General features: G+C 43.6%; 22 protein-coding genes, 16 tRNA genes and 2 pseudogenes. 25 read left to right on the top strand and 15 right to left on the bottom strand.

What is annotated here, in order from left to right:
* Nucleotides 1-4: 4 nt before the first annotated feature.
* Nucleotides 5-952: an IS30 family transposase gene (locus OCU56_RS03385; RefSeq protein ID WP_261874150.1), complete on the bottom strand. Its 948-nt coding sequence runs from the start codon at nucleotides 950-952 to the stop codon at nucleotides 5-7.
* A gap of 68 nt (nucleotides 953-1020) precedes the next feature.
* Nucleotides 1021-1590 (bottom strand): annotated as a pseudogene (locus OCU56_RS03380) (transposase); the annotation flags it as partial.
* 289 nt (nucleotides 1591-1879) lie between these two features.
* Here OCU56_RS03380 and OCU56_RS03375 point away from each other — a divergent pair.
* Nucleotides 1880-2964, top strand: a protein-coding gene (locus OCU56_RS03375; protein WP_261872484.1) for an IS3 family transposase whose coding sequence is annotated in 2 segments (ribosomal slippage) — nucleotides 1880-2132 and nucleotides 2132-2964 — 1086 coding nt in all. Because the reading frame shifts where the segments join, the coding sequence is not laid out codon by codon here.
* A 41-nt stretch (nucleotides 2965-3005) separates the two neighbouring features.
* Here OCU56_RS03375 and OCU56_RS03370 read toward each other — a convergent pair.
* The 3 genes and pseudogenes from OCU56_RS03370 to OCU56_RS03360 form a co-directional block, all read right to left on the bottom strand.
* Nucleotides 3006-3943 (bottom strand): annotated as a pseudogene (locus tag OCU56_RS03370) (IS3 family transposase); the annotation flags it as partial.
* A 326-nt stretch (nucleotides 3944-4269) separates the two neighbouring features.
* Entirely contained in the window at nucleotides 4270-5253 is a 984-nt protein-coding gene (locus OCU56_RS03365) for a DUF3187 family protein (RefSeq protein ID WP_261874763.1), read from the bottom strand.
* A 429-nt stretch (nucleotides 5254-5682) separates the two neighbouring features.
* A tRNA-Pro gene (locus OCU56_RS03360) sits at nucleotides 5683-5759 on the bottom strand.
* A 385-nt stretch (nucleotides 5760-6144) separates the two neighbouring features.
* Here OCU56_RS03360 and smrA point away from each other — a divergent pair.
* A complete protein-coding gene (gene smrA / locus OCU56_RS03355) occupies nucleotides 6145-6729 on the top strand; it encodes a DNA endonuclease SmrA (RefSeq protein ID WP_261874149.1) in 585 nt (194 codons plus the stop codon).
* A gap of 17 nt (nucleotides 6730-6746) precedes the next feature.
* Entirely contained in the window at nucleotides 6747-7748 is a 1002-nt protein-coding gene (rluF, locus tag OCU56_RS03350; protein WP_261874148.1) for a 23S rRNA pseudouridine(2604) synthase RluF, read from the top strand.
* A 74-nt stretch (nucleotides 7749-7822) separates the two neighbouring features.
* Here the strand turns inward: rluF and OCU56_RS03345 are convergent, their stop codons facing one another.
* Nucleotides 7823-8266, bottom strand: a complete 444-nt coding sequence (locus OCU56_RS03345; protein ID WP_261874147.1) for an Lrp/AsnC family transcriptional regulator — start codon at nucleotides 8264-8266, stop codon at nucleotides 7823-7825.
* Nucleotides 8267-8373: 107 nt separating this feature from the next.
* Here OCU56_RS03345 and OCU56_RS03340 point away from each other — a divergent pair, with 107 nt between their 5' ends.
* Entirely contained in the window at nucleotides 8374-8958 is a 585-nt protein-coding gene (locus tag OCU56_RS03340) for a LysE family translocator (RefSeq protein ID WP_261874146.1), read from the top strand.
* A gap of 22 nt (nucleotides 8959-8980) precedes the next feature.
* Here OCU56_RS03340 and ybaK read toward each other — a convergent pair whose 3' ends face one another.
* The 8 genes from ybaK to hemA form a co-directional block, all read right to left on the bottom strand.
* Nucleotides 8981-9454 (bottom strand): Cys-tRNA(Pro) deacylase, encoded by a 474-nt coding sequence (ybaK, locus tag OCU56_RS03335; RefSeq protein ID WP_261874145.1) that lies wholly within the window; start codon nucleotides 9452-9454, stop codon nucleotides 8981-8983.
* A 14-nt stretch (nucleotides 9455-9468) separates the two neighbouring features.
* Nucleotides 9469-11124, bottom strand: a complete 1656-nt coding sequence (gene ushA / locus OCU56_RS03330; RefSeq protein WP_261874144.1) for a bifunctional UDP-sugar hydrolase/5'-nucleotidase UshA — start codon at nucleotides 11122-11124, stop codon at nucleotides 9469-9471.
* Between the two features lie 112 nt (nucleotides 11125-11236).
* Entirely contained in the window at nucleotides 11237-12088 is an 852-nt protein-coding gene (kdsA, locus tag OCU56_RS03325) for a 3-deoxy-8-phosphooctulonate synthase (protein WP_261874143.1), read from the bottom strand.
* A 24-nt stretch (nucleotides 12089-12112) separates the two neighbouring features.
* Nucleotides 12113-12922 (bottom strand): SirB1 family protein, encoded by an 810-nt coding sequence (locus tag OCU56_RS03320; protein ID WP_261874142.1) that lies wholly within the window; start codon nucleotides 12920-12922, stop codon nucleotides 12113-12115.
* A gap of 2 nt (nucleotides 12923-12924) precedes the next feature.
* Nucleotides 12925-13308, bottom strand: a complete 384-nt coding sequence (locus OCU56_RS03315; protein ID WP_261874141.1) for a SirB2 family protein — start codon at nucleotides 13306-13308, stop codon at nucleotides 12925-12927.
* Nucleotides 13299-14165 carry a peptide chain release factor N(5)-glutamine methyltransferase gene (gene prmC, locus OCU56_RS03310; protein WP_261874140.1) on the bottom strand — a complete coding sequence of 289 codons (867 nt, stop codon included), beginning with the start codon at nucleotides 14163-14165 and terminating at the stop codon, nucleotides 13299-13301. The genes OCU56_RS03315 and prmC overlap by 10 nt, the downstream gene beginning before the upstream one ends.
* Before the next feature lie 2 nt (nucleotides 14166-14167).
* Nucleotides 14168-15256, bottom strand: a complete 1089-nt coding sequence (prfA, locus tag OCU56_RS03305) for a peptide chain release factor 1 (RefSeq protein ID WP_261874139.1) — start codon at nucleotides 15254-15256, stop codon at nucleotides 14168-14170.
* A 16-nt stretch (nucleotides 15257-15272) separates the two neighbouring features.
* Complete coding sequence (hemA, locus tag OCU56_RS03300; RefSeq protein ID WP_261874138.1) at nucleotides 15273-16529, bottom strand: glutamyl-tRNA reductase; 1257 nt, start codon at nucleotides 16527-16529, stop codon at nucleotides 15273-15275.
* A gap of 116 nt (nucleotides 16530-16645) precedes the next feature.
* Here hemA and lolB point away from each other — a divergent pair, with 116 nt between their 5' ends.
* The 20 genes from lolB to OCU56_RS03200 all read left to right on the top strand — a co-directional run bounded on the left by lolB (nucleotide 16646) and on the right by OCU56_RS03200 (nucleotide 23541).
* Nucleotides 16646-17272 carry a lipoprotein insertase outer membrane protein LolB gene (lolB, locus tag OCU56_RS03295; RefSeq protein WP_261874137.1) on the top strand — a complete coding sequence of 209 codons (627 nt, stop codon included), beginning with the start codon at nucleotides 16646-16648 and terminating at the stop codon, nucleotides 17270-17272.
* On the top strand, nucleotides 17269-18138 hold the full coding sequence (ispE, locus tag OCU56_RS03290) for a 4-(cytidine 5'-diphospho)-2-C-methyl-D-erythritol kinase (protein ID WP_261874136.1): 870 nt from the start codon (nucleotides 17269-17271) through the stop codon (nucleotides 18136-18138). The genes lolB and ispE overlap by 4 nt, the downstream gene beginning before the upstream one ends.
* 26 nt (nucleotides 18139-18164) lie before the next feature.
* Nucleotides 18165-19112, top strand: coding sequence for a ribose-phosphate pyrophosphokinase (locus OCU56_RS03285; RefSeq protein ID WP_261874135.1), 948 nt, complete (start codon nucleotides 18165-18167; stop codon nucleotides 19110-19112).
* Nucleotides 19113-19279: 167 nt separating this feature from the next.
* Nucleotides 19280-19870: an aminoacyl-tRNA hydrolase gene (gene pth / locus OCU56_RS03280; RefSeq protein WP_261874134.1), complete on the top strand. Its 591-nt coding sequence runs from the start codon at nucleotides 19280-19282 to the stop codon at nucleotides 19868-19870.
* Nucleotides 19871-19880: 10 nt separating this feature from the next.
* On the top strand, nucleotides 19881-20972 hold the full coding sequence (gene ychF, locus OCU56_RS03275; protein WP_261874133.1) for a redox-regulated ATPase YchF: 1092 nt from the start codon (nucleotides 19881-19883) through the stop codon (nucleotides 20970-20972).
* A 314-nt stretch (nucleotides 20973-21286) separates the two neighbouring features.
* Nucleotides 21287-21363, top strand: a tRNA-Met gene (locus OCU56_RS03270).
* A gap of 42 nt (nucleotides 21364-21405) precedes the next feature.
* Nucleotides 21406-21490 (top strand) — tRNA-Leu (locus OCU56_RS03265).
* An 8-nt stretch (nucleotides 21491-21498) separates the two neighbouring features.
* A tRNA-Gln gene (locus tag OCU56_RS03260) sits at nucleotides 21499-21573 on the top strand.
* 151 nt (nucleotides 21574-21724) lie between these two features.
* Nucleotides 21725-21801 (top strand) — tRNA-Met (locus OCU56_RS03255).
* A gap of 71 nt (nucleotides 21802-21872) precedes the next feature.
* Nucleotides 21873-21957: transfer RNA gene (locus OCU56_RS03250), tRNA-Leu, on the top strand.
* Between the two features lie 35 nt (nucleotides 21958-21992).
* Nucleotides 21993-22067 (top strand) — tRNA-Gln (locus OCU56_RS03245).
* A 99-nt stretch (nucleotides 22068-22166) separates the two neighbouring features.
* A tRNA-Leu gene (locus OCU56_RS03240) sits at nucleotides 22167-22251 on the top strand.
* 35 nt (nucleotides 22252-22286) lie between these two features.
* Nucleotides 22287-22361, top strand: a tRNA-Gln gene (locus tag OCU56_RS03235).
* 169 nt (nucleotides 22362-22530) lie between these two features.
* Nucleotides 22531-22615: transfer RNA gene (locus OCU56_RS03230), tRNA-Leu, on the top strand.
* Nucleotides 22616-22650: 35 nt separating this feature from the next.
* Nucleotides 22651-22725, top strand: a tRNA-Gln gene (locus OCU56_RS03225).
* 169 nt (nucleotides 22726-22894) lie between these two features.
* Nucleotides 22895-22979, top strand: a tRNA-Leu gene (locus tag OCU56_RS03220).
* 35 nt (nucleotides 22980-23014) lie between these two features.
* Nucleotides 23015-23089 (top strand) — tRNA-Gln (locus tag OCU56_RS03215).
* 98 nt (nucleotides 23090-23187) lie between these two features.
* Nucleotides 23188-23272: transfer RNA gene (locus OCU56_RS03210), tRNA-Leu, on the top strand.
* A 36-nt stretch (nucleotides 23273-23308) separates the two neighbouring features.
* Nucleotides 23309-23385, top strand: a tRNA-Met gene (locus tag OCU56_RS03205).
* Between the two features lie 71 nt (nucleotides 23386-23456).
* Nucleotides 23457-23541: transfer RNA gene (locus OCU56_RS03200), tRNA-Leu, on the top strand.
* A gap of 226 nt (nucleotides 23542-23767) precedes the next feature.
* Here OCU56_RS03200 and OCU56_RS03195 read toward each other — a convergent pair.
* Nucleotides 23768-24925, bottom strand: a complete 1158-nt coding sequence (locus OCU56_RS03195) for an FAD-dependent oxidoreductase (RefSeq protein WP_261874132.1) — start codon at nucleotides 24923-24925, stop codon at nucleotides 23768-23770.
* A 314-nt stretch (nucleotides 24926-25239) separates the two neighbouring features.
* On the opposite strand from OCU56_RS03195, the gene miaB reads away from it, so the two are divergent.
* Nucleotides 25240-26664, top strand: a complete 1425-nt coding sequence (gene miaB / locus OCU56_RS03190) for a tRNA (N6-isopentenyl adenosine(37)-C2)-methylthiotransferase MiaB (protein WP_261874131.1) — start codon at nucleotides 25240-25242, stop codon at nucleotides 26662-26664.
* The last annotated feature ends 25 nt before the right edge of the window (nucleotides 26665-26689 follow it).

The following is a 26689-nucleotide window of genomic DNA, read 5'->3' as shown; positions in this document are numbered from 1 at the left end:
ATATTCAAGTAGCCTCCATCATTTCTCTAAAAATGACAGCAGGTTGCTTGAACCCTAAACACTTTTTTGGACGATAATTAATTCGTTGTTGCGCCCTTTCAATATCATCATCACTAACCGTTCTTAGATCTGTTCCTTTCTTTACGTACTGTCTCAACAGGCCGTTAGCATTTTCATTCGCTCCTCGTTCACAAGAGCTGTAAGGGTGTGCGAAGTACACGTCGGTTTCTAATGCCCGTGCTATTTCTTCATGACCTGCAAACTCACGACCATTATCTGCGGTAATAGTATGAACGAACTCTTTATAAGGCTTCAGCATTGCTATGGTTGCGTTAGTCACGTCTTTTGCTGACTTAGAGGGCACTTTCTGTGTCAGATAAAAACGCGTTTGACGCTCTAAGAGAGTGACAATTGCCCCCGTTCCATGCTTGCCTAAGACCGTATCAATTTCCCAGTCACCAAAGCGTTCACGACTATCAACAATGTCAGGCCTTTCATCTATTGAAACTGCGTTTTTGATTGCAGGTGCTTTCTCTGTCTTGCCCCGTCGATACCGCTTATGGCCTTGGCGCAAGTGCTTAAATAGCTTTCCACCTTGTCGCTTATTACGAGCGACGAATCGGTAAATCCACTCATGGCTCACTTTAGCCCCTGCGCGGGTTAAGACATTAGATATTTGCTCTGGACTCCAATCGATAGACAACAGAACCTCTATAAAATCTATACGCGATTGAGGTACTTGATACTTACGGGCTTGCCGTCGTTTTTCTATTGATTGATGATGTGCTTTGTCTGGCCGATATTGTTCTTTCTTGCTACATCGCTTCAGCTCTCGATAAACGGTTGAGCGATGGCATTTAACTGTCTTAGCAATTTCAGATATTGAAATTCCCCGTTCCAAAAGGGCAGAAATTTGATATCTTCTTCCCTCGGTCAACTGCTGATAATTCATAGTAGTTCTGCTTGTTTCTTTGGCGAGAAGAGCGTACCACTTTCGGCAGTTGGCTTCCTCTTCTATGCCTTTCCATGAATGTCGCAGTTATTATCTGAAATCGGGGCCTTGCTGATATAACGGCCATCCTCTTTGACTTTATAGTGAATAGCATCAAGCCAAACTATTGGATAATGGCTGTCTAAGGGGCGTTGCTGCCAAGCTTTAAGCTCAGGAATAAGCTTATCTGTAACACTATTTATTGTGCCACTTGAGACGTTAATGCCGTACATATCCTCAACGTGTTTATTGATATCTCGGTAGCTCATGCCCATGCTAAACATGGAGAGAATTTTACGGTCTATCTCATCAGTTAATGTTGTTTGCCCCTTTTTAATGAGCTGTGGTTCAAAAGTGCCGTTTCTATCTCTTGGAGCATCGAGTTCAAAGCTACCTGAAGGATGTTTGATTGTTTTTGATGTTTTACCATTCTTGCGGTTAGAGATGGGATCGTTCTCAAGATGCAGCTCTAACTCAGCAGTCAGAGCAGCTTCAGTAAGTTGCTTGATAAGTGGGCCAAGTACACTGTCTTTACCCGTAAGGCTTTTTCCTGCTTGAAGTGCTTTAAGCGCTTGGTCAAAATCAAATGGTTGGGTCATGTGTCACTCCTGTTTTGGATATTCTACTGAAATGACACAGAACTTTGAACGCTACCTTTTTTTTCTGTAAACGCTTAACGAACCACACATACCAATAGCCCCCAAGCTTTGCGATAGTGTCTTTTTCTAAGGAGGCACAATGAATGATCTGCTCCAGTCAGACTGGACACCGCATTAAGCGACATATTGTTTTTCAAAGTTAACTGGGCTTACATACCGGTAATCCCCCCGAAAAATAACAGCATGAAAAAGTAGAATTTTCTCGTATGATTTATACAGGAGATTCACTATGAAAAAATCACGTTACACGGACAGTCAGATCTTAGCGATCTTAAAGCAAGCAGAGGCTGGAGCCCCTATTCAAGAGCTTTGTCGAGAACATGGCATGAGCACCGCCACATTCTACAAGTGGCGATCTAAATACGGTGGTATGGATGCATCTCTTATGACTCGAATGAAAGAGCTTGAAGAAGAGAATCGACGGCTCAAAAAAATGTATGCAGAGGAACGCCTCAAAGCTGAAGTTATCTCAGAAGCTATGGCAAAAAAGTGGTGAAGCCCTGTGAGCGTCGTTTGATGGCTCAGAATTCAGTGGCGAATCAACATGTCAGTATTAGAAATGCCTGTCGCTGGTTTAAAATTAGTGAGACGTGCTATCGCTATGAGCCTAAGTTGCAATCAGAGAATGAGCACATTGCTAACTTGCTCCTAGAGCTGTGCAACAGCGAGGAAAGATCCGACTGGGGATTTGGCATGTGCTTCCATCATCTTCGCCATTTGGAAGGGTATAAATGGAACCACAAGCGGGTTTATCGGATCTACTGTGAGTTGTCATTGAATTTACGTATCAAGCCTAAGCGTCGCCTAAATCGTCATGCACCTGAGCCACTCAAGGAACCCATCAAAGCGAACCAAGTGTGGTCGGTCGATTTTATGCATGACCAACTATCGGATGGGCGGAAATATCGCTTATTCAATGTGATAGATGACTACAAACGTGAGGGTTTAGCCGCAGAGCCTGATTTTTCGATGCCAGCAGAGCGCGTCACAAGGATCTTAGATAACCTAATTGAACAACGTCAGAAACCGATAGCGATACGTTGTGATAATGGTCCCGAATTTATTAGCCACTTATTTACAAAGTGGGCAGACAAGCATGGCATCCGAATAGACTATATTCAGCCAGGGAACCCACAACAAAATGCGTATATCGAAAGATTTAATCGAACCGTAAGGTTCAGCTTGGTGAGTAAGTACCTGTTCGACAGCTTAGAAGAGGTTCAAGATCAAGCAACTCAGTGGCTATGGTTCTACAATCACCAGCGTCCACATTTAGCTAATGGAGGGTACCCACCACTACAAGTTGCAGCATAGATTCTACGATTGAATGCAATTATTAATGGGAGGATTACCCTCATACTTTGTTTTAAATTATGGGCTGAGATTAAGTCTCTGTAGTCTTTTGAATAATATTGACTACCTCTATCACTATGGATAATCACCCCTTCGGGCATGCCTCTACGGAACAATGCCATTGATAGCGCATCACAGACCAGATTCGCGGTCATTCTGGTGCCCATTGACCAACCAACTACTTGCCGTGAGTACAAGTCGATAACAACCGCTAAATACATCCAACCTTCGCTTGTCGCTAGATAGGTAATATCTCCAGCCCATTTTTGGTTTGGTGCTGTCGCATTAAAGTCTTGCTCAAGCAAGTTCGAGGCAATAGGAAGCCTATGCTTACTGTCTGTTGTACATTTGAACTTACGGGCGGCCTTCGCGATTAAGCTCTGACGTTTCATGCTCGCGGCAATGGTTTTTACATCGTGCTTATTACCATTTGCCTCAAGTTCTTTTTGAATACGCCTTGCACCATCGCGTTCTTTTTTATCATCAAAGACTTCTCTAACTTTGCTATCAAGCTGCTTTCGGTGCTCGTTGCGTTGAGTGACTTTATGGCGATTATCAATCCAATAATAAAACCCACTTCGAGAAACCCCAAACACCTTAGCCATACGGACAACTCTATACTGCATAAGGTGTTCGAGCATAAACTCATAACAATCTACTTTAGATTTTTCGCGAAGTAGGTGGCGGCCTTTTTTACAATATCTAGCTCTTCAGCTTGCTCAGCCAGTAATCGTTTGAGTTTGGCATTTTCAGTGGCGAGTTCTCTTTCTCTATCGCTGATTTTCGCGTCTTTTTTGACGGCTTTACGCCATCCATAGATTTGAGATTCATGTAACGATAGTTGTCGTGCGGCAGCAGCGACACCGACTTTATCTGCTAATTTAAGCGCTTCGGCTTTGAATTCAGGAGCATGTTTGATTCGTGTTTTTTTAGTTGTCATTGTTCACCTCGTTAGTGATTATACTCACTTAACTCAGTGTCCAAAACTTCTGGAGCAGATCACAAAAAACAGAGGAACCTTTTCAGCAAATTGCTAAAGAAACAATATGATGATTGAAGGCTCATAACCACCTAGTTCAAATCAGTTTATACCAAAGGCTCTTTGAAGCCGTACCGATTGATATGATAACTAGGTTCGGATATCCATCATGGCGGGTGAACCTGATACCCAAAGCCGAATATATGGGAGCAATTGAGTATCAGAAATTATCATAGTTGTCTCTTGCAATAAGAGAGGGTCCATATATGGTATAACACTACCAACGGTTAAAAATAGTAAGGCACTCGTAAGGAGAGCTGAAAATCAGGTGTGTCTTCGGTTAAACCGGCCTGAGCACTGATGTTCAAAGATGAACGCGGGTTCATTCTAAAGTTCACCCCCATAGTCAAAGAATCTAAATGCAATAATTTGGCATCATCGGATTCTTGACCATTTACTTTACTTTTTAATATCGTTCTATGAGTGACCCCTAGTGAAAACGATAGATCAGGATTCACCGCAAATCCCATTCCTCCACCAATTGAGATAGTGTCTCCTAACTCAATTTTTTGTTTATCACCAGCCACTTCAACCGTGTCTTGAATATTAAAAATATAACCAAAGTTAGCATAGAGCACAGCAGGATCTGAAGGGTACAACATGGTTAAGCTGGGTTCGACACTCCAAAATCCAGAACCTGTGGACACTTCTTTTAAGGTATTCGTTGTTTCATCTATTTCGATATCATAAGGAGAGCGTCCGGTTCGAGTTTTAACTCTCAATCCCCCAATCCAATAGGGTGTGCTATCAAAGTTAAATTGATGACGTAAGCCAACTTCAAGATCCCCTATAGCGCCTCCACTGGTTGAACGATTAATCACGTCTGGAGAGCCGTCTTGTATCGGTCTGACGACCACTTGGTCATTTCGATACACATAAGGTAGACGTAATTCAAATTCAGTTGCATTGGTTAAACCAAGTCGCGCAGTAAGCCCGAGAGTTGTAGTGACATAATCGGCATCGCTGACTTCGATTCGTCCAATGATTAAGGTGGGTAAAACCGTGTAACCGACAACAGATACCCGGTTAGATGAATTTTGAGTAAAGCTAAGAGATCCTTCTAATGACCATGTTCCTTTAGGAGAGAGTACACCAGGCTTGTCTATAACATCACTGACAGTAAGAGTGACATCGCTGATCTCCTCTGCAAACGCATGTTGACCTACACACAACAAAGCCGTGCCACACCAGGTGCTCAATTTACCTAACATCACAAGCTCTCCGTTACTCGCAGTGCTTAATTTTTAGACAAGTTTTTGCTTAAAGGCAACTATCTGGTCAAAAATAATACTAATCACACTAAGTAAGTGTTCAGAAATAGCGCAGGAAAAATGCTCGAAAACAAGGCTGAATTTTTAGATAAGTCGTTATTCTACAATCAAAAGTTCTAACGCAATTATCGAGTATTTTAACCAACTAGAATGACCCGTTATTTAGTACGGTTAGTATAAATAAATCACCATGTCAGACACCGCTGTCAATGGTCATAAATTGTGCACCAAAAACACTTGATAACTCACTTGGCGGATACTTGGTTTATTGTGACTGGTATGAACTTGCAGAAGAGTTAATAGAGGAAAAGGGGATTTTTAATGGGCAGAAACGACGAAGCCTCGCAACAAGTGCGAGGCTTCTAAAGGTGGTCGGTGAAGAGGGATTCGAACCCCCGACCCTCTGGTCCCAAACCAGATGCGCTACCAAGCTGCGCTATTCACCGAAATCTCTAAGAAGGTTATTCCCTTCCGAGACCGCGTATATTACGGATATTTTCGCGCTGTGCAATAGCTAATTTAAGAAAAAAACCACATTCTTGTCTGGGTGGATGTTTTTTATTCTAATTGCCAAAAATGAGACTTGTGAAACACAATTAATAAACACAGCACCACAGGAGAGTAACAATTGATCCAGATCATACTCACTATTTATTCACAATTTATCATTGTAAACGTCACTCGATAATGAGTGGTACATCTCCTCACTAGATCAGTTCGCAGTATATTGCTGCACCGAGACAACCTCAATTGTCTCGGTTTTTCTTTTTTAAGTGACGTACGCTGTATTCCATTTATAATCTCTCTATCGCAAACTATTTCTTGATTTCTATGTCTGAAGAATTTGATAACAATTTTTCCTTTCAGGAAATGATGGGAGACGTGAAACCTCTCCCTCAAGACACAGCCGTTCATAAGAAGTCTCATACCGTCGATGAGAATCACTTATTGAGACAACAGGCCGCAGTAAGTATTGAAGAAGAGTTACCTGAATATTTAACCTTAGATAATGCGCCTATGTTAAAACCAGACGACATTATTGAGTTTAAACGCAGCGGTGTACAAGATGGAGTGTATCGGAAGCTCAGACTGGGCAAGTACCCCATTCAAGCCAAGCTCGATCTGCATCGTCGAACTTTGACTCAAGCAAGGGAAGAGGTTGTACACTTTCTTAAGCAATGCTTACGACTGGAAGCGAGAACCATCATTATCGTACATGGCAAAGGGCACAACTCTAATCCACCGGCGTTAATGAAAAGCTATATCGCTTTTTGGCTACAACAAATTAATGAGGTGCTTTGCGTTCATTCCGCCCAAACCTTCCATGGTGGCAGCGGTGCTGTATACGTAATGCTAAAGAAAAACGCTGAAAAAAAACTAGAGAACCGAGAACGACACCAAAAACGTCTTGGTTAACTCATATAGAGAGAACTATGTCCGACAACGCAAAGCGATTAAATAAATTCATCAGTGAAACCGGCTTCTGCTCTCGCAGAGAAGCGGACAAATTAATTGATCAAGGCCGAGTAACTATCAATGGCATCATCCCAGAAATGGGCACCAAAGTGCTCTCTGGAGATGAGGTCCTTGTGGATGGTAAGTCGCTTCGAGCTAAACAAAAGTCCATCTACATAGCATTGAACAAACCGACCGGTATCACCTGTACCACAGAGCGTGATATTGCAGGTAACATTGTTGACTTTATCGGTCACAAAGAACGTATCTTCCCTATTGGCCGATTAGATAAGCCCTCCGATGGTCTGATCTTTTTAACCAACGATGGAGACATTGTGAACAAAATTCTACGTGCTGGGAATCAGCATGAAAAAGAATATGTTGTTCGAGTAGATAAACCCATTACTGACGCATTTTTAAGTAAAATGGCCAACGGGGTATCTATTTTAGATACCGTCACTCTACCTTGTAAAATCACTAAAGAGTCAGAGTACAGTTTTCGCATCGTGTTAACGCAGGGCTTAAATCGTCAAATTCGCCGTATGTGTGAAGCGTTAGATTATCGTGTATTCAAACTGCGCCGCGTTCGTATCATGAACATTACAATAGACGGCATCCCTAACGGTAAGTGGCGCTACTTAACGGATGATGAAGTCAGTACGTTACTAAAGTTAAGCGGTGACTCCGTCGGCACAGAGGAAGCCTCTATTAAGGATGCTCAAGGGAGACGCATTCGCAAAGCCACCGACGCCAAATTGTATGACAGCCGCGAAGAAAATCAAGCTTCTCGTGCACGCCGTAACAGAGATGAGCAAAAACAAGTCTTTGATGGCAAGTTTACCCCAACTCGACACAGACCAAATAACAAGTCGGCCAGTGGCAAACCCACCAGCAACAAAAAATACACTAAGCCTAAATCGACAAATGCCAGTGACACACATAAGCCTAAAATTAAAGGCACGCTAACATTAAAGAAATAAGCTATACCTAGAGCGTTTCTGGATAACCAAGGTGGGTTATCCAGAAGCTGAACGGTTCTTCATCTTGTCATCGCTCACTGACGTTGGTCTTTCGGAGAGTCCATCACCACCATAGTCGTTATAGACTTAACAAACTCACACTCCCCCAACACATCCGCATGGATGCGCTTATACGCGGCTAAATCCGTCGTTTCTATTCTTAATAAATACTCATTAGCCCCTGTAATGTTATGGCACTCGACAACTTCATTGACAAAGGCCACATGATCTTCAAAGTCTTGCTGAGCCGTTTTACTATGAGAGGAGAGACCAATAGATACATACGCAATAAAACCGACACCAAGCAACCCATTATCCAGCACCACTTTATAGCCCTTAATCACCCCTCTACGCTCTAAATCTTGCACTCGTCTTAGGGTCGCTGATGGAGATAACCCCACTTGCGCTGCCAATTCAACATTGGCCACCTTCCCCACCCGCTTTAACTCCAACAAGATCCTTTCGTCTAAGTTATCCATAATGCTCTTTTGTTGTGCCTAATGATTTTATTTAAGTAATATAAGCAATTAATTGCGCTTAGTTCCACTTAAAATTGTGTATTCATATAGAAAGAATGAGGCATAACATGGAACTGCAACAGCTTAGCGCTTTATTGCTATTTGCATTGGTATCAACGGCAACACCGGGCCCGAACAATATTATGTTACTGAGTTCAGGAGCCAATATAGGCTTTAAAAGAACGATACCGCATATGCTAGGCATTACTTTAGGCTTTGCTTTAATGCTGGTTTTAGTCGGCGTGGGACTAATGGGGCTCTTTAATGCCTACCCGCACAGCCACACCATATTGAAATACATCAGTCTTGGTTACTTACTCTATTTAGCAGTAAAGATCGCCATGAGTGGGCCGTTTCGCCAGCATGGCGCTTTTACGCCTATGAGTTTTCTGGGGGCGGCCAGTTTTCAATGGGTGAACCCAAAAGGATGGTCCATGGCTCTATCCGCCATTACATTATTTAGCGCCACAGGGGCATGGTGGGAGCTGATTATTGTGGCCGCCGTGTTCACCATAGCCAATATACCCTCGGTGACTCTGTGGACATTAGCCGGCTCCCAACTTCAACATTGGTTAACAACGCCAATACGTATTAAAACATTTAATGTGAGTATGGCATCACTGTTATTGATGTCGGCTATTTCTGTCTTTTAGAGCTAGAGTACGAGAAAGGAGCTTATTCGCTTAATGGGGCAAAATGGCCTTGAACTTGCTTAATTAAAAGCTGTGGGTTGATTTCTATTTCCAATCCACGCTTACCACCACTAATACAAATGGTTGTTTGCTGCTCTGCGCTTTGATCAATAAAGGTAGGAAGACGTTTTTTTTGCGCTAAAGGGCTGATCCCTCCAAGCAAATATCCCGTCACTTTTTGCGCTAAACTAGGATCGGCCATGGCCGCTTTCTTTAACTTGTTCGCTTTAGCGGCAAGCTTCAAATTCAGTTTTTTATTTACCGGGACAACAGCAACCCCTAAACCTTGGGCACTGCCGTCCACTGAAAAAAGTAAGGTTTTAAACACCTGCTCCGCCGGTTTTCCCGTCGCCTCAACCGCTTCCAATCCAAAACTGTCATGGTTAGGGTCATGCTTATATTGATGAAGTTCAAAAGGCACTTTGTTCTTTTTCAATAAACGTACAGCAGGTGTCATAATTTTCTCTTACTTTATTGGTAACTCACTTCTCCTTGTGGAGCAAACTGAGTCACGTCTAACGGACTATGACTCTCAAGATACTCCTTCAGCACCTCTGCATCAACAAATCCGGTATCAACATAACCTGGATGTCCTGTAACTACAGGGTAGCCATCACCGCCTGCGGCATTAAAGCTTGGCACACTAAAGCGATACATCTCTTTAGCATCCAATGGCTTACCTCTAAGTAGCACGTCCTTCACCCCTTCACTCGTCACTGTCATTGTGATACCAGCGAACTGAGCATAAGAACCCGAATCTGTTGGTTTGAGTGCCACAACATTAAGGTAATCCAATACTTCAGCGCCATTCATATCAACGTAAGTCACGATGTTTGCAAACGGCTGCACCGTAAGAACGTCTTTGTAAGTAATATCGCCTTCAGCAAGTGAATCACGAACGCCACCTGAGTTCATTACTGCAAAATCAGCCTTAGTTCTTTGCATGTGCGAGGTAGCAATCAAGCGACCTAGGTTGGTTTGGGCAAATCTTACTTTATTGCGATCCCCTTCCAACTTGCCATTAGATTCAGCAATTTTTACATTAAGCTGTGCTTGGCCTTGTTCTTGATAAGGCGCTAAGAAGTCTTCAATATCAGAATCAGGCTCGATCTTCTCACCGACGAGAACACGCTCTCTCTTACCATCAATCTCAACTCTTTTGGTCAAGTTAATTGGCACCAACTCATAATGCACAAGGTTAAGCTCACCATTACTATATTCGTAATCTGCACGGCCTACATATTTACCCCACTCAAAGGCTTGCATGATCCAAGTACCATTTTGTTGGTCTGGCTGACACTCATCTCCGGGCTGAAATTGTTGCTTAACTAAATTAGGGCCTTCCATACATACCGGCTCTTGCGAGTGACCACCGATCACCATATCCAACGCGCCTTCCGGTAGATAACGAGCTAACGCGACATCACCTGGCGCATTGCCACCTGACTGAGCATCTTGATAATGCCCCATATGCGTTACCGCTATGGTGATATCTGGGTTTTCTGACTTTGCGATATCTTGTAATAATTGTTTGGCTTCTGGTTTCGGATCGCGAAACTCCAGTCCCTTAATATACTCAGGGTTACCGATCTTAGCGGTATCTTGAGTGGTTAAACCAATAACAGCAATCTTCAAACCCTCTTTTTCAAACATTTGATAAGGCTGAAATTTACGATCTTGGCTCTGCTTATCGTAAATATTGGCAGACAACATAGGGAACTTAGCCCATTGTTGCTGTTTTTCTAATACTGACAAAGGGTTATCAAACTCATGATTACCAATTGCCATTGCGTCATAACCTAAAAGGGTCATGCCTTTAAAATCAGGTTCAGCATCGAGTAGATCGGACTCTGGGACACCGGTATTAATATCACCACCAGAAAGCAATAAAACCACCCCGCCATCAGACTCAACTTCGTCACGAATTTGGTCAATAAGGGTCTTACGGGCCGCCATACCCAACTCGCCATATTTGTTAGGCCAGAAATGACCATGGTGATCATTTGTATGTAAGATGGTTAGTTTTTTTGTATCGTCAGTTTCAACAACACTTTCAGCAGAACAACCCACTGTCAGCGTCCCCACTGCGGCCGCTAATACCAGTGATTTTATTTTTATTTGGTCCATAAATTTTATTTTCTCGATGATGTATACAGGCGAAAAATAGCAATAAAAAAACGGGCTTGCGAATGCAATGCCCGTTTTTATTAATGATATCACAGAGTTATTTATATAAAACTTATTTTATATCTATTTGTGCGAAACTTTTAATCAAATCATCCAATGATTTCATTTGCGCTAAGAAAGGCTCAAGTTTATTTAAAGGTAACGCCGACGGTCCGTCACAAAGCGCTTTATCGGGATCAGGGTGAGCTTCGATAAATAGACCTGCAATACCTGTCGCTAACCCAGCTTTAGCCAACTCCACCGTTTGCTCACGACGACCACCCGATGCGGCACCACTTGGATCACGCATTTGCAATGAGTGGGTCACATCAAAAATAATCGGGCTACCGCTCGATACTTTCTTCATTACGCCAAAGCCCAGCATATCCACAACTAGGTTGTCGTAACCCATGCATGCGCCACGTTCACATAAAATAATTTTGTCGTTTCCACACTCAGCGAATTTATCGACAATATTACCCACTTGGTTAGGGCTCATAAATTGCGGTTTCTTCACATTTATCACCGCCCCTGTTTTAGCCATCGCCTCAACAAGATCGGTTTGACGAGCTAAAAAAGCCGGCAGTTGAATCACATCCACCACCTCAGATACAGGCTGTGCTTGAGCTTCAGTATGTACGTCGGTAATGATCTTAACGCCAAAAGTAGCTTTAATTTCTTCAAAGATCCTCATGCCTTCTTCAAGGCCTGGACCACGATAAGAATGCACAGAGCTGCGGTTTGCTTTATCAAATGAAGCTTTAAAAACGTAAGGAATGCCGAGGCGATCCGTTACTTCCACATATTTTTCGGCAGCACGCATCGCCAAATCACGAGATTCAAGGACGTTAATCCCACCAAACAGCGTAAATGGCTTATCGTTAGAGACTGAAATATCACCAACTTGAACGACTTTTTGTTCCATGTGTATCTCTCTTGTTATTGAGCGCTAATGTAAAACCACCGGCTCTTCATTAATTGCTTTTAATTGAAGCTTCAGCATTTCGGCTGCCGGATCTTCAGGGCAGTTATCTATAAAATACTGATAATCTTGTCTCGCAATCTGAAAACAATCCAGTTGCTGATAGATAAAACCTCGGTCACGAATTTCATACGGATCTTCAGGAACCAGACTCAGTGCGATATTGCTACACGCCAACGCTTTGGTGTAGTGTTCCTCACGCATTAACGCGCCTTTTAATACCGCTAACCAACGTCCAATCACCGTTGAGGTGTCAGCCACGCTCAGGTGCTCAGTTTTCAATACAGCCGCATTGCCTTCTAGTCCCTTTAACCAAGATGATAGCGTATGCTTGGCCACATACTCGCCATTAAATGGGTTAATATACTCAGGCAACGCTTCTGGCCACTTCACGACCAATAAAAATTGCGTTGGAAAGCTAATCCCATGCATAGGAAAACCCAGTTTACGGGCAAAGAACAACAACAAAGCCCCCAGACTGACTGGAATCCCTTTTTTGCGTTGCAGTACTTTCTCTATGAATGCATTTTCTGAGGAAAAGTACGTTTCATCGTCACCCTGAAAGCCCCATTCCTGATAAAAAAGGCGTAGCAAAGCATCAAAACGCGCTTTTTCGTCCACTTCTTTTGATAAGACCAACTCAGCTTCATCTAGCATTTTTTCTAACTGTAACTCAACCCAAGTTGCGTTAACCGTAGGATCCACTTTCGTACTAAGGCGTAGCGCCCCTTCCACTAATTCTAAATCATCAAGACCTTTAAACCACAGATCTGACATATTTACCCCGCAAAGATAGGCATTTTAGTCATGCCGATCTTGAAAGCCATTAACAACCACCCCAACGCACCGACAAAGGCAAAACCGCGCAGTAGTTGGTTTTTGCCCATATGCAGAGCAAAAACGCCTAATGCGATATAAGCCAGCAGGCAGGTGAATTTCTCGGTTAGCCACTCAGATCCCGGAGCAAATGGCACCCAACCGGTCACAAACAACAACATAAGACCGGATAAAATAAGTAAGCCATTTACCGCATGGGGAGCGACTTTTATAAATTTATTGCTCTGCCATGGCGACTTAGTCACCATTAAAATGTACTGAGTCACAAACAGACCCGCACTGAGAGCGATCACCATTAGGTGAATGTGCTTTAACGCTACATACATGAATTTCTTCCCTTAAATTGCCCTAAAGTCACTCTATCTTGACCGGCATAGTCTTGTTGTGTGGATACACACTGATAGCCCATATCCTGTAAAATTTGGCGTGTTTCTTTACCTTGCTCAAATCCATGTTCCATCAATAGCCAACCATCTATTGCAAGATACTCCCTTGCATGTCGGGCGATATACTTAAGGTCAGCATAACCATTGTCAGCGGCCACTAAGGCAGAATCAGGTTCAAATCTAACATCGCCTATGGCTAAGTGAGGATCTTGGTTATCAATATAAGGTGGGTTGGAGACTATGATTTGAAAAGGCCCTTCGTTGACTACCGGTTCAAACCAACTGCCCTGCAAGAAGCGGGCGTTTTTTATCCCCAGTTGTTGTGCGTTCTCTGTTGCCAACACTTGCGCCTCTGTCTGAATATCGACACCGATAAATTCAAAATGAGGGCATTCTGATGCCAACGCGAGCGCAATAGCCCCCGTTCCCGTTCCAAGATCGAGTCCCTTACCTGGAGCGGGTGCTATTTTTTGCAAAGCTAACTCAACTAAGCGCTCTGTATCTGGGCGAGGAATCAATGTGCTGGGTGATACCTTTAGCGGTAAAGACCAAAACTCTCGCTCACCAACAATATAAGCCACCGGTTCACCAACAATACGGCGCTGTAGAAGAACATTAAAGTTTTGATACTCAGCTTCCGTTAATACTCTCTCTGGCCAAGTAAATAAATAACTGGCAGGCTTTTGCAGTGCATGGCACAGCAATACTGAGGCATCAATTTTTGCACTATCGGAGCCTGATTCACTCAAACGTTGAGTCGCTGCAATAAGCGACTCTTGGATGCAAGGTAACGACACGCTTAGTTGTTTTCTGCAAGAGCGGCAAGCTGATCCGCTTGGTGCTCAGCCATTACAGGTTCAATAAGAGCGCTCATATCCCCTTCTAATATTTCGTTTAGACGGTATAAAGTCAGGTTAATACGGTGATCCGATACACGCCCCTGCGGGTAGTTATAAGTACGAATGCGATCACTACGATCCCCTGAACCTAATAGGTTACGACGCGTATCAGAAACTTCGGCAGCACGTTTTGCCACTTCAGCTTGAGTAATACGCGCGGCCAATACTGACATCGCTTTCGCTTTGTTTTTATGTTGAGAGCGCTCATCCTGACATTCCACTACTGTGCCCGTTGGCAAGTGAGTAATACGAATAGCAGAATCTGTGGTGTTTACGTGCTGACCACCGGCACCCGATGAACGGAAGGTATCAATTTTAAGATCTACAGATTTAATTTCAGGAAGATCCGCTTCTGGAATTTCGGGCATAATCGCGACAGTACATGCCGAGGTATGTACACGACCTTGAGACTCTGTTTCAGGTACACGCTGTACACGGTGACCGCCAGATTCAAACTTCATAGTGCCGTAAACGCCATCGCCTGAGACTTTCGCGATCACTTCTTTATAACCGCCCTGCTCTGAATCATTGGCACTCATCATTTCAACACGCCAGCCATTCTTCTCCGCAAATTTTGAATACATACGGAATAAGTTACCAGCAAAAATACCCGCTTCATCACCACCTGCACCGGCACGAATTTCAAGGAAACAGTTACGCTCATCATTAGGATCTTTCGGTAGCAACAGGATTTGCAGCTCATCGGTTAATGATTCAATGTTAGCTTTAGCATCTTTTATTTCTTCCTGAGCCATCTCTTTCATCTCAGGATCATCTTCGTTAGCCATCTCTTGCGCCGCTTCAAGATCTTCTTGAGCTTGCTGATAGGCTTGGAAGCATTTGGTGACTTCCTCTAGTTGAGAATACTCTTTTGATAAGGCACGAAACTTGTTTTGATCGCCAATAATATCGGGATCACCAAGTAGGTGCTGCACTTCTTCGTAACGCTCAACCAGCGTCTCCAATTTCACTAATATCGATGCTTTCATATTCTTCTTAAATTCGTTATAGGTCTTCAAGACCAAGACTTTTTCTCAATACAGCTAAATCTTCTAACTCACCTTTTTCGGCGGCTTCTTGAAGCGCCTTAGTAGGAGCATGAATAAGCTTATTGGTTAATTTGTTGCTTAACTCTAGTAATACTTTTTCTGGATCACCACCTGAGCTCAATGCTTGCAAGCTTTTACTTAGCAATTCTTTGCGCACAGTATCAGATGCGTGGCGGTAATCTCGGATACTTTCTACAGCTTTTCGAGAGCGCAACCAGTTTTGAAACTCTTTACTCTCAATAGCAATAATTTTTTCGGCCTGAACCGCTTCAGCCCGACGTTGCTCAATATTTTGGTCAATGATGGATTGCAAATCATCCACCGTATACAAATAGGCATCGTTTAACTCTGAAACTTCTGACTCAATATCTCGTGGCACCGCAATATCAATAAACAGTATCGGTTTATTTCGGCGAGACTTTAACGCACTTTCGACCATCCCCTTACCGATTATCGGTAGAGGGCTTGCCGTAGAGCTGATCACTATATCGGCATTGACTAAGGCGGTGGGGATTTGACTTAAGCTGATCACTTGAGCATCAAACTGCTCGGCCAAGCCCGACGCTCTCTCTTTGGTACGGTTGGCAACCGTCATTTGGCGACAGCCATTGTCCGATAAGTGCTTAGCGACCAGTTCTATCGTTTCACCAGCACCGACTAATAATACTCGGGAATGACGTAACGATTCAAAAATATGCTTAGCCAGAGTACAAGCTGCATACGCCACCGACACCGCACTGCTGCCAATTTCTGTTTCCGTTCGCACTCGTTTTGCAACAGAGAAGGCTTTTTGAAACAGTTTGTCTAAGTTACCTTGTACAGCCTCGTTTTCTCTTGCTTGCGCATAAGCCTGCTTTACTTGGCCTAAAATCTGAGGCTCCCCAAGCACTAACGAGTCAAGACCGCACGCTACTCGCATTAGATGCTTTGTGGCTTCCTCATTCGTGTGAGTATAGAGGCTAGGCTTAATATCCTCTTCATTGACCTGATGGAAATCGATCAACCAGTGAATGATGTCATTGCTTGCCTGAGCATCCACCTCCACATACAACTCTGTACGATTACAGGTTGATAAAATCACGCTACCGCTGACCGCAGGCATAGAATGCAACTGTTGCAGGGCATCGCTCATTTTATCTGGAGAAAAGGCGACTTTTTCTCTCAGTTGTACCGAGGCGGTATTGTGATTGATTCCAATGGTCAATAAAGACATTAATTACTTAGACATGGATAAAACAAAGGGGCAATTTTACTTGAACCATTACAGCAATAAAAGAGGCTTTATTGTATCATTGGCATAAACCTTGAATCAGAACTCTAATTCTTGCTATGCAAATCACTCAATTACCGTCTTTTTTTAAATGGTTGGTTAGGTTTACACCAATTTTACTTGCGCTGTTGTTCTCCGGTTGTGAAACCACTGCGCCCATTCCAACCCACAGTGTGGAATACCAATCCCACCAACAAAAGTTGCTTGCACTCACCCATTTTCGTATTTCCGGAAAACTGGGCTATATCGATCCAACGCAGCGACAAAGCCTTAATTTTCACTGGAAGCAATCCCCACAAAAAAGTGAACTGCGCTTATCCACTTTTTTAGGCAAAACCGTCCTTAGCTTGACCATTGATGCACAAGGGGCAACCGTCACCGACTTGGAAGGTAAACGCTACTTTGATAAAGATGCCGATCTGCTTTTCTATCAATTAACCGGTATGCGCTTACCCATTGTCTATATGCAAGATTGGATAAAAGGCCAGCCCACGGCGGCAGATAGTTTCCAAGTAGCGGATAATGGAACCCTATCATCACTACAACAAACCAGAGGTGGGCAAACTTGGTTAATGAACTATAAAGGCTACCAAGAACAGAATGAGGTTATTTTGCCCAACAAAATGACCCTCTCTCGAAGCCCGATAAAACTGAACATTGCCATCAGCAAATGGGACATACAATGATAACTGCGACCACTCACTGGCCTTCCCCAGCCAAATTAAACCTTTTTCTCTATATCACCGGGCGACGCGCTAACGGTTATCATGAATTGCAAACCCTATTTCAGTTCATTAACTATGGGGACCAATTATCCATTACAGCAAACCGCAGTGGACACATACGCGTTACTCCAGAATTAACAGGGGTGCCATTACAGCAAAATTTAATTTGGAAGGCGGCCAAAGCACTGCAGGAATATACCCAGTGCACTTTAGGTGCTGACATTCATATTGATAAAATATTACCCATGGGTGGCGGTATTGGAGGCGGTTCATCTAACGCGGCTACCACTTTGGTGGCGTTAAATTATCTTTGGCAATTAAATATCCCTATGCCACAACTTGCAAAGATTGGACTAGACTTGGGAGCAGACGTTCCCGTTTTTGTGCAAGGGTTTGCATCCTTTGCCGAAGGTGTTGGCGAAAAACTGACGCAAGTTGCCCCTGTAGAGAAGTGGTATCTGGTTGTTCGACCCGATGTAGCGATTTCAACGGCAGATATTTTCCAACACCCAGATCTTACCAGAAACACCGTAAAACGTGGCTGGGAGGAGCTTCAAAGGCAATCCTACGGAAACGATTGCGAAAAAATAGTGCGTTTACTGTACCCAGAGGTTGATAAGCAACTTTCATGGCTGTTACAATACGCGCCGTCAAGATTGACAGGAACAGGGTCATGTGTTTTTGCAGAGTTTGAAACTCAACTCGAAGCAGAAAATATATTAAGACAACTTCCTGAAAATACAACAGCATTTGTTGCACAAGGAAACAATATATCTCCTTTGCACCTGACATTGGAGCAGTATTCTGCCCAAAACCAACCCAATTAACTGGACGCAACCTTGAGGTTTCCACCGTGCCTGATATGAAGCTATTTGCTGGTAACGCAACACCTGAACTAGCCCAACGCATTGCTGATCGCCTATACATTTCTCTAGGTGATGCTACTGTAGACCGTTTTTCTGACGGCGAAGTCGCTGTACAAATTAATGAAAACGTTCGTGGTAGTGATGTATTTATCATCCAATCTACATGCGCACCTACCAACGATAACCTGATCGAATTGGTAGTAATGATTGACGCTATGCGTCGTGCTTCTGCCGGCCGTATTACCGCTGTAATCCCTTACTTCGGCTACGCTCGACAAGATCGTCGCGTGCGCTCTGCTCGTGTGCCTATTACAGCTAAAGTCGTCGCTGACTTCCTATCAAACGTGGGTGTTGACCGCGTTCTGACTATCGATTTACACGCAGAACAAATTCAAGGGTTCTTCGATGTACCAGTAGACAACATCTTCGGTACTCCTGTACTGCTTGAAGATATGGCTAACCGCGGTCTAGAAGATCCTGTTGTTGTATCTCCTGATTTAGGTGGTGTTGTACGTGCTCGCGCTACGGCTAAAGCACTGGGCGATATTGATATTGCTATCGTTGATAAACGTCGCCCTCGCGCGAACGTTTCTGAAGTAATGAACCTTATCGGTGACGTTGAAGGACGCGATTGCGTTATCGTTGATGACATGATCGATACTGGCGGTACTTTGTGTAAAGCAGCTGAAGCGCTTAAAGAGCGTGGCGCTAAACGTGTATTTGCTTACGCAACACACGCAGTATTCTCTGGTAGTGCAGCGAAAAACATCAAAAACTCAGTACTTGACCAAGTTATCATTACCGATTCAATTACATTGAGCAAAGAGATGGCCGCTACAGGTAAAGTGTCTCAGCTAACACTGTCTAGCATGCTTGCAGAAGCTATTCGTCGCATTAGCAACGAAGAGTCTATCTCTGCGATGTTCAGCAACTAATAGTTCTTAACCACTCATGCAGTGGCTGTCACTATTGGGTTCTTGCGAACCGCTGTAAATTCAAGAATCCCGGTACTTACTATTAAGCACCGGGATTTTTTACTCTTAACTATGTTGCGTGCTATCATGTCGCGCTTTTTATTGTCACCTATAATGAGATCAGCATTTTGAGTCAAGAAATCAAATTACTTGTCGGTCTAGCCAATCCTGGGCCTGAATATACTAGAACACGCCATAATGCTGGTGCCTGGGTCGTTGAAGAGTTAGCCCGCATACATAATGTGACATTAAAAAATGAGCCTAAGTTTTTTGGTTTAACAGGTCGAATAACAGCAAGTAACTATGATCTTCGCCTATTAATCCCAACAACGTTTATGAATCTTTCAGGAAAATCTGTCGCCGCATTGGCTAAGTTTTACCAAATAAAGCCTGAAGAAATCATGCTCGCCCACGATGAGCTTGATTTGCCTCCTGGCGTAGGTAAGTTCAAAAAAGGCGGTGGCCACGGTGGTCACAATGGTTTGAAAGATACCATTAGTAAACTGGGCAATAACAAAGAATTTTATCGACTACGCATTGGCATCGGCCACCCCGGTCACAAAGACCGAGTTGCTGGCTATGTATTAGGCAAAGCTCCAACGAAAGAGCAAGAGTGCCTAGACGCCGTAGTCGACGAGTCCGTACGCAGTTTAGATATATTGCTAAAAGACGGTTTAACTAAAGCACAAAATCGCTTACACACCTTCAAAGCAGAATAAGGTTTTAATCATGGGTTTTAAATGTGGCATCGTTGGTCTTCCAAACGTTGGTAAATCAACGCTTTTCAACGCACTTACTAAAGCAGGTATCGAAGCGGCTAACTTTCCGTTTTGTACTATCGAACCAAACACAGGGATCGTTCCTGTGCCAGATCTACGCTTAGACGCTCTTGCTGAAATCGTAAATCCACAAAAAATTCTGCCTACTACAATGGAATTTGTAGACATTGCAGGTCTTGTAGCGGGTGCATCACGCGGTGAAGGTCTAGGTAACAAATTCCTAGCCAACATCCGCGAAACGGATGCTATCGGTCACGTAGTTCGCTGTTTTGAGAATGAAAACATCGTTCACGTTTCAGGTAAAGTAGCACCCATCGAAGATATTGAAGTTATCAATCTTGAGCTCGCACTGGCCGATCTAGACAGTTGTGAACGTGCCATGCATCGTAATGCTAAAAAAGCCAAAGGCGGCGATAAAGACGCTAAATTTGAGCTGGCTACCCTTGAGAAACTGCTTCCAGTACTGACTGAAGGTGGTATGGCACGTACTGTTGAGCTAAGCAAAGAAGAACTTGCTGCTGTGGGTTACCTTAACTTCCTAACACTGAAGCCAACAATGTACATTGCCAACGTTGCTGAAGATGGCTTTGAAAATAACCCATACTTAGATCAAGTACGTGAATTTGCAGCAAAAGAAAACAACGTAGTTGTTCCGGTTTGTGCCGCTATTGAATCTGAGATGGCTGAGCTTGACGATGAAGATCGTGCTGAGTTCCTTGAAGATATGGGTATTGAAGAGCCTGGACTTAACCGTGTAATCCGCTCTGGCTACGATTTGCTAACACTGCAAACTTACTTCACTGCGGGCGTTAAAGAAGTACGCGCTTGGACAATCCCTGTAGGAGCAACAGCCCCTCAGTCGGCTGGTAAAATTCACACCGACTTTGAAAAAGGCTTTATCCGCGCTGAAGTTGTGGGTTATGAAGATTTCATCCAATTTAAAGGTGAAAGTGGAGCTAAAGACGCAGGTAAATGGCGTCTAGAAGGTAAAGATTATATCGTAAAAGATGGCGATGTTATCCATTTCCGCTTTAACGTCTAGTCAAATTCTGTTACTTAGTTAGACTCTGATTAACGTTTTACTAAAAAGATCGCTCAAGCGATCTTTTTTTATGGGAGCGAAACACACCCAGCTAATCGCCCCACTGCGCTATATCTAAGAACAAACTGCCCGTGCTTGGGGCAATTATTAATACAGTTTTGCGTGAAAACAGCACGCTTTGTTTAAAAAAAAACCGAACAGACTCGAACAGACAAAATCTACAAAAAAAACTGTTGACGGTTTCCAGGGATATCCGCATAATGCGCTCCGTTCTCACTGCTGTCTAACAGCACAGAGAAAGACAATATGGTAATGGCTACTTAGCTCAGCTGGTTAGAGCACATCACTCATAATGATGGGGTCGCAGGTTCAAATCCCGCAGTAGCCACCATTTCCTAAACGCTTTCTTTTTCAGAGAGTTGTTAGGAAATATGCGGAAGTGGCGGAATTGGTAGACGCACCAGATTTAGGTTCTGGCGCCGCAAGGTGTGAGAGTTCAAGTCTCTCCTTCCGCACCATATTTAGTTGGGCTATCGCCAAGCGGTAAGGCACTGGCTTTTGATGCCAGCATTCCCTGGTTCGAATCCAGGTAGCCCAGCCATTTTTTGAAAGGGAATACAAAGCATTTGATGCCACGTTATTGCCTTGGTTCGGCTCTAGGTAGCCTAGCCACTATTTATTTCATGATTTTGATAAAAAATCATTGGAAATAATGTGAGATTGGTTTATCCTCTCTCGCTCAAAATTAAAGTGGCTACTTAGCTCAGCTGGTTAGAGCACATCACTCATAATGATGGGGTCGCAGGTTCAAATCCCGCAGTAGCCACCATTTACAACGTTTTATTGATTATACCAATCATCAGTAGAACTACACTCTGGCTTAGAGATAAAACAAGCAATGCGGAAGTGGCGGAATTGGTAGACGCACCAGATTTAGGTTCTGGCGCCGCAAGGTGTGAGAGTTCAAGTCTCTCCTTCCGCACCATTATTTTATGATTAAGTTCTTTGAACTTCTTCTGTTGGGCTATCGCCAAGCGGTAAGGCACTGGCTTTTGATGCCAGCATTCCCTGGTTCGAATCCAGGTAGCCCAGCCATTTTAAAGTGAATGTTCATTATATATGAGCACACAACGTTACTGAGATTCTCCAATCGTCTCTTTAACTACACTCTGGCTTAGAGATTAAATAAGCAATGCGGAAGTGGCGGAATTGGTAGACGCACCAGATTTAGGTTCTGGCGCCGCAAGGTGTGAGAGTTCAAGTCTCTCCTTCCGCACCATTATTTTATGATTAAGTTCTTTGAACTTCTTCTGTTGGGCTATCGCCAAGCGGTAAGGCACTGGCTTTTGATGCCAGCATTCCCTGGTTCGAATCCAGGTAGCCCAGCCATTTTAAAAAAGGGAAAACAAAGCATTTGATGCCACGTTATTTCCCTGGTTCGGCTCTAGGTAGCCCAGCCACTATTTAAAATGTTCATTTAATCATGAACACACAACGTTACTGAGATTCTCCAATCGTCTCTTTAACTACACTCTGGCTTAGAGATTAAATAAGCAATGCGGAAGTGGCGGAATTGGTAGACGCACCAGATTTAGGTTCTGGCGCCGCAAGGTGTGAGAGTTCAAGTCTCTCCTTCCGCACCATTATTTTATGATTAAGTTCTTTGAACTTCTTCTGTTGGGCTATCGCCAAGCGGTAAGGCACTGGCTTTTGATGCCAGCATTCCCTGGTTCGAATCCAGGTAGCCCAGCCATTTTTTAAAAGGGAAAACAAAGCATTTGATGCCACGTTATTGCCCTGGTTCGGCTCTAGGTAGCCCAGCCACTATTTAAAATGTTCATTTAATTATGAGCACACAACGTTACTGAGATTCTCCAATCGTCTCTTTAACTACACTCTGGCTTAGAGATGAAACAAGCAATGCGGAAGTGGCGGAATTGGTAGACGCACCAGATTTAGGTTCTGGCGCCGCAAGGTGTGAGAGTTCAAGTCTCTCCTTCCGCACCATTATTTTATGATTAAGTTCTTTGAACTTCTTCTGTTGGGCTATCGCCAAGCGGTAAGGCACTGGCTTTTGATGCCAGCATTCCCTGGTTCGAATCCAGGTAGCCCAGCCACTATTTAAAATGTTCATTTAATTATGAGCACACAACGTTACTGAGATTCTCCAATCGTCTCTTTAACTACACTCTGGCTTAGAGATGAAACAAGCAATGCGGAAGTGGCGGAATTGGTAGACGCACCAGATTTAGGTTCTGGCGCCGCAAGGTGTGAGAGTTCAAGTCTCTCCTTCCGCACCATATTCATTCTTAAGGTATAAACCTTGGGGATAAAGTGGCTACTTAGCTCAGCTGGTTAGAGCACATCACTCATAATGATGGGGTCGCAGGTTCAAATCCCGCAGTAGCCACCATTTACAACGTTTTATTGATTATACCAATCATCAGTAGAACTACACTCTGGCTTAGAGATAAAACAAGCAATGCGGAAGTGGCGGAATTGGTAGACGCACCAGATTTAGGTTCTGGCGCCGCAAGGTGTGAGAGTTCAAGTCTCTCCTTCCGCACCATTATTCAAGAAACCCGTCTTTTAGGCGGGTTTTTTATTGCCTGTAGAATACAGTAGATAAGAATTCAAATTTATTAAGTGGTCAGAAATAGCGCAGGAAAAACACTTGAGAACAAGGCGCTATTTTTGATAAGTAGTTGTTCTACATTAAAAAATGCAACGCCGTGATCAAGTGTTTTAACAAGCTCGAATGATCAGTTAATTACTACGATTAGTATTAATCACTATTACAATCCAAGCGCGTACTTCAGTGCTTGATGCTTTAATGGTCCAGCATTATCGGCTAGCTTCAAGCCGATGTTTCTCAAGATCTTAAACGGGCCGATATTATTGCTAAACCCTAGATAGAACACATCCATTGCCGTCTGCATCATTAAATTATCCGCTTTTCTCGCACTTTGATAAGTGTGCAAGCTAGAAAACATGTCATCGCTATCTTGTAATGCCTGCAGTAATGCAGATACATCCTTAAAACCTAAGTTAACCCCTTGCCCTGCTAGTGGATTAATCGTATGTGCTGAATCTCCAACTAATACCACTCCTTCTTTATAATATTGATGGGCATGACGACGCTTTAGAGGAAAAGAGGCATGGTTTTTCACTGTGACATTGCCAACGCGTTTAGGAAAGTGCGTTTCTATTTCTAGCTTGAGTGCTGCGGGGTCCAATTGGCTCAGCTGTTTTATTCGCTTTGGAGAGTCATACCACACCAAACACCCTGCGCCCTCTCCCATTGGTAAATAAGAGCGAGGACCACTTGCTGTGAACCACTGCCAGGTAACGTCGGTATCTTGGCAATCGGTATCAACATTAATCAACAGGCAGTCTTGCCGATAATCCCATGCGGTAATGCCAATACCGACACTTTGTCTCACCTTTGAGTGGGCTCCATCCGCCCCAACAATAAGATCTGCAGTAATCTCCTTGCCTGATGATAATGTGATCTGTTTTTCAGCCGAGCTGACATCCATGCTCACTAAGGCGTCTGGGCAATAAAAGCGGATGTTGGCAAAGGGCTGCATCGCTTCCCATAAACCCAGTTGTAAAAGGCGGTTTTCCACCATATAGCCCAATAAAGGCAAATCGAGAGACGCTGCATCAAATCGGGTATAGCAGTTATCTAGCTCCCAAGTTTGTAAACCAGTATAAGGGTAAACTCGCTTACTTTGAATAAAGGACCAAGCCCCGAGGCGCTCAAGCAAGTCAACGGAAGTTTTTGAAATGGCAGAGATACGTATATCATGCTGTTGGGTGGCATCAAAAGCCCGTGGTTGACGCCCTTCAATAATCGCCACTGTCTTTCCTTGGTTTGCTAAACCAAGGGCTGTAGCCGCTCCCACCATGCCACCACCAATTACCGCCACATCATAATGCGTTTTTGTCATTTCCTATCCTTTAACAACGTTCGCTTGTGCATTATTTTCATTGTACTGAAAAGCACTACGCAATACCTGTATCACGACACAATTTAATGGACGAGTCATCCCCTAGCCATCCAATTCATTATTCTGGCTCATTTAACAGCAAAGCCACTCAATACAAACAACACCTTAGCCTACAATGAACGGAATTTAAGCTTGAAAGCTAGTCATTACCTCATTTAGTCAGTACAATACGCGGCTTGCCACAACTCTGTGTGGCGAAATGCTGAGCGATAAAGCCAGTTAAAAAGTGATTAATTAACACGAGTATGAATGCAATGAGTAAGAAACTTCTGATCAAAACCTGGGGTTGCCAGATGAACGAATACGATTCATCTAAAATGGCAGACCTGTTAAATGCCGCCAATGGATTTGAATTGACAGAAGAGCCGACAGAAGCGGATGTGCTGCTGTTAAACACCTGCTCTATTCGTGAAAAAGCACAAGAAAAAGTGTTTCACCAACTGGGTCGTTGGAAAACACTAAAAGACAAAAAACCGGATTTAGTTATTGGTGTCGGCGGCTGTGTGGCCACACAAGAAGGCGATCATATTCGCCAGCGTGCCCCTTATGTTGATGTGATTTTTGGTCCTCAAACACTGCACCGCCTTCCTGAAATGATTAAGCAGTCGCAAGGTAATTCTGCGCCTGTCATGGACATCTCATTCCCTGAAATTGAGAAATTTGACAACCTACCTGAGCCTCGTGCTGAAGGGGCAACAGCCTTTGTTTCTATTATGGAAGGTTGCTCTAAATACTGTACTTACTGTGTGGTTCCTTACACTCGTGGTGAAGAAGTAAGTCGCCCTATGGATGACGTTTTATACGAAATTGCTCAGCTTGCAGAGCAAGGGGTTCGTGAAGTCAATCTACTAGGACAAAATGTGAATGCCTATCGCGGGCTCACTTATGACGGTGATATCTGTACTTTTGCAGAACTACTGCGTTTAGTCGCCGCCATTGATGGTATCGACCGCCTACGCTTTACCACTAGCCACCCGCTAGAGTTTGGTGATGATATTATTGCGGTATATGAAGATACCCCTGAATTGGTTAGCTTCTTACACTTGCCTGTACAAAGTGGCTCTGATCGTATTCTAACGATGATGAAGCGCCCTCATACGGCTATCGAATACAAATCTATTATTCGCAAACTGCGTAAAGCGCGTCCAGACATCCAAATAAGTTCAGATTTTATCGTCGGCTTCCCTGGTGAAACCGATAAAGACTTCCAAGACACCATGAAACTCATTCGTGATGTGGATTTTGATATGAGCTTTAGCTTCATATTCTCTCCTCGCCCTGGTACACCTGCCGCTGACTACCCATGCGATGTTCCTGAGCAAGAGAAGAAAGATCGTCTATGGGAACTTCAACAAACGGTCAATGCCCAAGCGATGCGTTATTCACGTCAAATGCTCGGTACAGTGCAACGAGTTCTCGTCGAAGGACCATCGAAGAAAAACCTAATGGAACTTCGCGCTCGTACAGAAAACAGCCGTGTCGTTAACTTTGAAGGTAGCGCAGATCTTATTGGTCAATTCGTTGATGTGGAGATCACAGACGTATTTACTAACTCCCTTCGTGGTAAAGTAGTCCGAGTGGAATCAGAAATGGATCTTCGTATTGCTATTTCCCCAACGGAAATGATGGCAAAAACACGAAGAGAAGATGAATTAGGTGTAGCAACGTTTACGCCTTAAACACTATACTCATAGTGTTACAATA

The organism is Vibrio rarus (assembly GCF_024347075.1).
GTDB classification, from domain to species: domain Bacteria; phylum Pseudomonadota; class Gammaproteobacteria; order Enterobacterales; family Vibrionaceae; genus Vibrio; species Vibrio rarus.
Note: the sequence above shows the minus strand (reverse complement) of the source record. Positions and strands in the feature narration are given on the sequence as shown.

Excerpts from the sequence above, each read along its gene's own strand:
- OCU56_RS03385 (WP_261874150.1), bottom strand. The coding sequence starts at position 952 with ATGAATTATCAGCAGTTGACCGAGGGAAGAAGATATCAAATTTCTGCC.
- OCU56_RS03365 (WP_261874763.1), bottom strand. The coding sequence starts at position 5,253 with ATGTTAGGTAAATTGAGCACCTGGTGTGGCACGGCTTTGTTGTGTGTA.
- smrA (WP_261874149.1), top strand. The coding sequence starts at position 6,145 with ATGTCTGAAGAATTTGATAACAATTTTTCCTTTCAGGAAATGATGGGA.
- rluF (WP_261874148.1), top strand. The coding sequence starts at position 6,747 with ATGTCCGACAACGCAAAGCGATTAAATAAATTCATCAGTGAAACCGGC.
- OCU56_RS03345 (WP_261874147.1), bottom strand. The coding sequence starts at position 8,266 with ATGGATAACTTAGACGAAAGGATCTTGTTGGAGTTAAAGCGGGTGGGG.
- OCU56_RS03340 (WP_261874146.1), top strand. The coding sequence starts at position 8,374 with ATGGAACTGCAACAGCTTAGCGCTTTATTGCTATTTGCATTGGTATCA.
- ybaK (WP_261874145.1), bottom strand. The coding sequence starts at position 9,454 with ATGACACCTGCTGTACGTTTATTGAAAAAGAACAAAGTGCCTTTTGAA.
- ushA (WP_261874144.1), bottom strand. The coding sequence starts at position 11,124 with ATGGACCAAATAAAAATAAAATCACTGGTATTAGCGGCCGCAGTGGGG.
- kdsA (WP_261874143.1), bottom strand. The coding sequence starts at position 12,088 with ATGGAACAAAAAGTCGTTCAAGTTGGTGATATTTCAGTCTCTAACGAT.
- OCU56_RS03320 (WP_261874142.1), bottom strand. The coding sequence starts at position 12,922 with ATGTCAGATCTGTGGTTTAAAGGTCTTGATGATTTAGAATTAGTGGAA.
- OCU56_RS03315 (WP_261874141.1), bottom strand. The coding sequence starts at position 13,308 with ATGTATGTAGCGTTAAAGCACATTCACCTAATGGTGATCGCTCTCAGT.
- prfA (WP_261874139.1), bottom strand. The coding sequence starts at position 15,256 with ATGAAAGCATCGATATTAGTGAAATTGGAGACGCTGGTTGAGCGTTAC.
- hemA (WP_261874138.1), bottom strand. The coding sequence starts at position 16,529 with ATGTCTTTATTGACCATTGGAATCAATCACAATACCGCCTCGGTACAA.
- lolB (WP_261874137.1), top strand. The coding sequence starts at position 16,646 with ATGCAAATCACTCAATTACCGTCTTTTTTTAAATGGTTGGTTAGGTTT.
- ispE (WP_261874136.1), top strand. The coding sequence starts at position 17,269 with ATGATAACTGCGACCACTCACTGGCCTTCCCCAGCCAAATTAAACCTT.
- ychF (WP_261874133.1), top strand. The coding sequence starts at position 19,881 with ATGGGTTTTAAATGTGGCATCGTTGGTCTTCCAAACGTTGGTAAATCA.
- OCU56_RS03195 (WP_261874132.1), bottom strand. The coding sequence starts at position 24,925 with ATGACAAAAACGCATTATGATGTGGCGGTAATTGGTGGTGGCATGGTG.
- miaB (WP_261874131.1), top strand. The coding sequence starts at position 25,240 with ATGAGTAAGAAACTTCTGATCAAAACCTGGGGTTGCCAGATGAACGAA.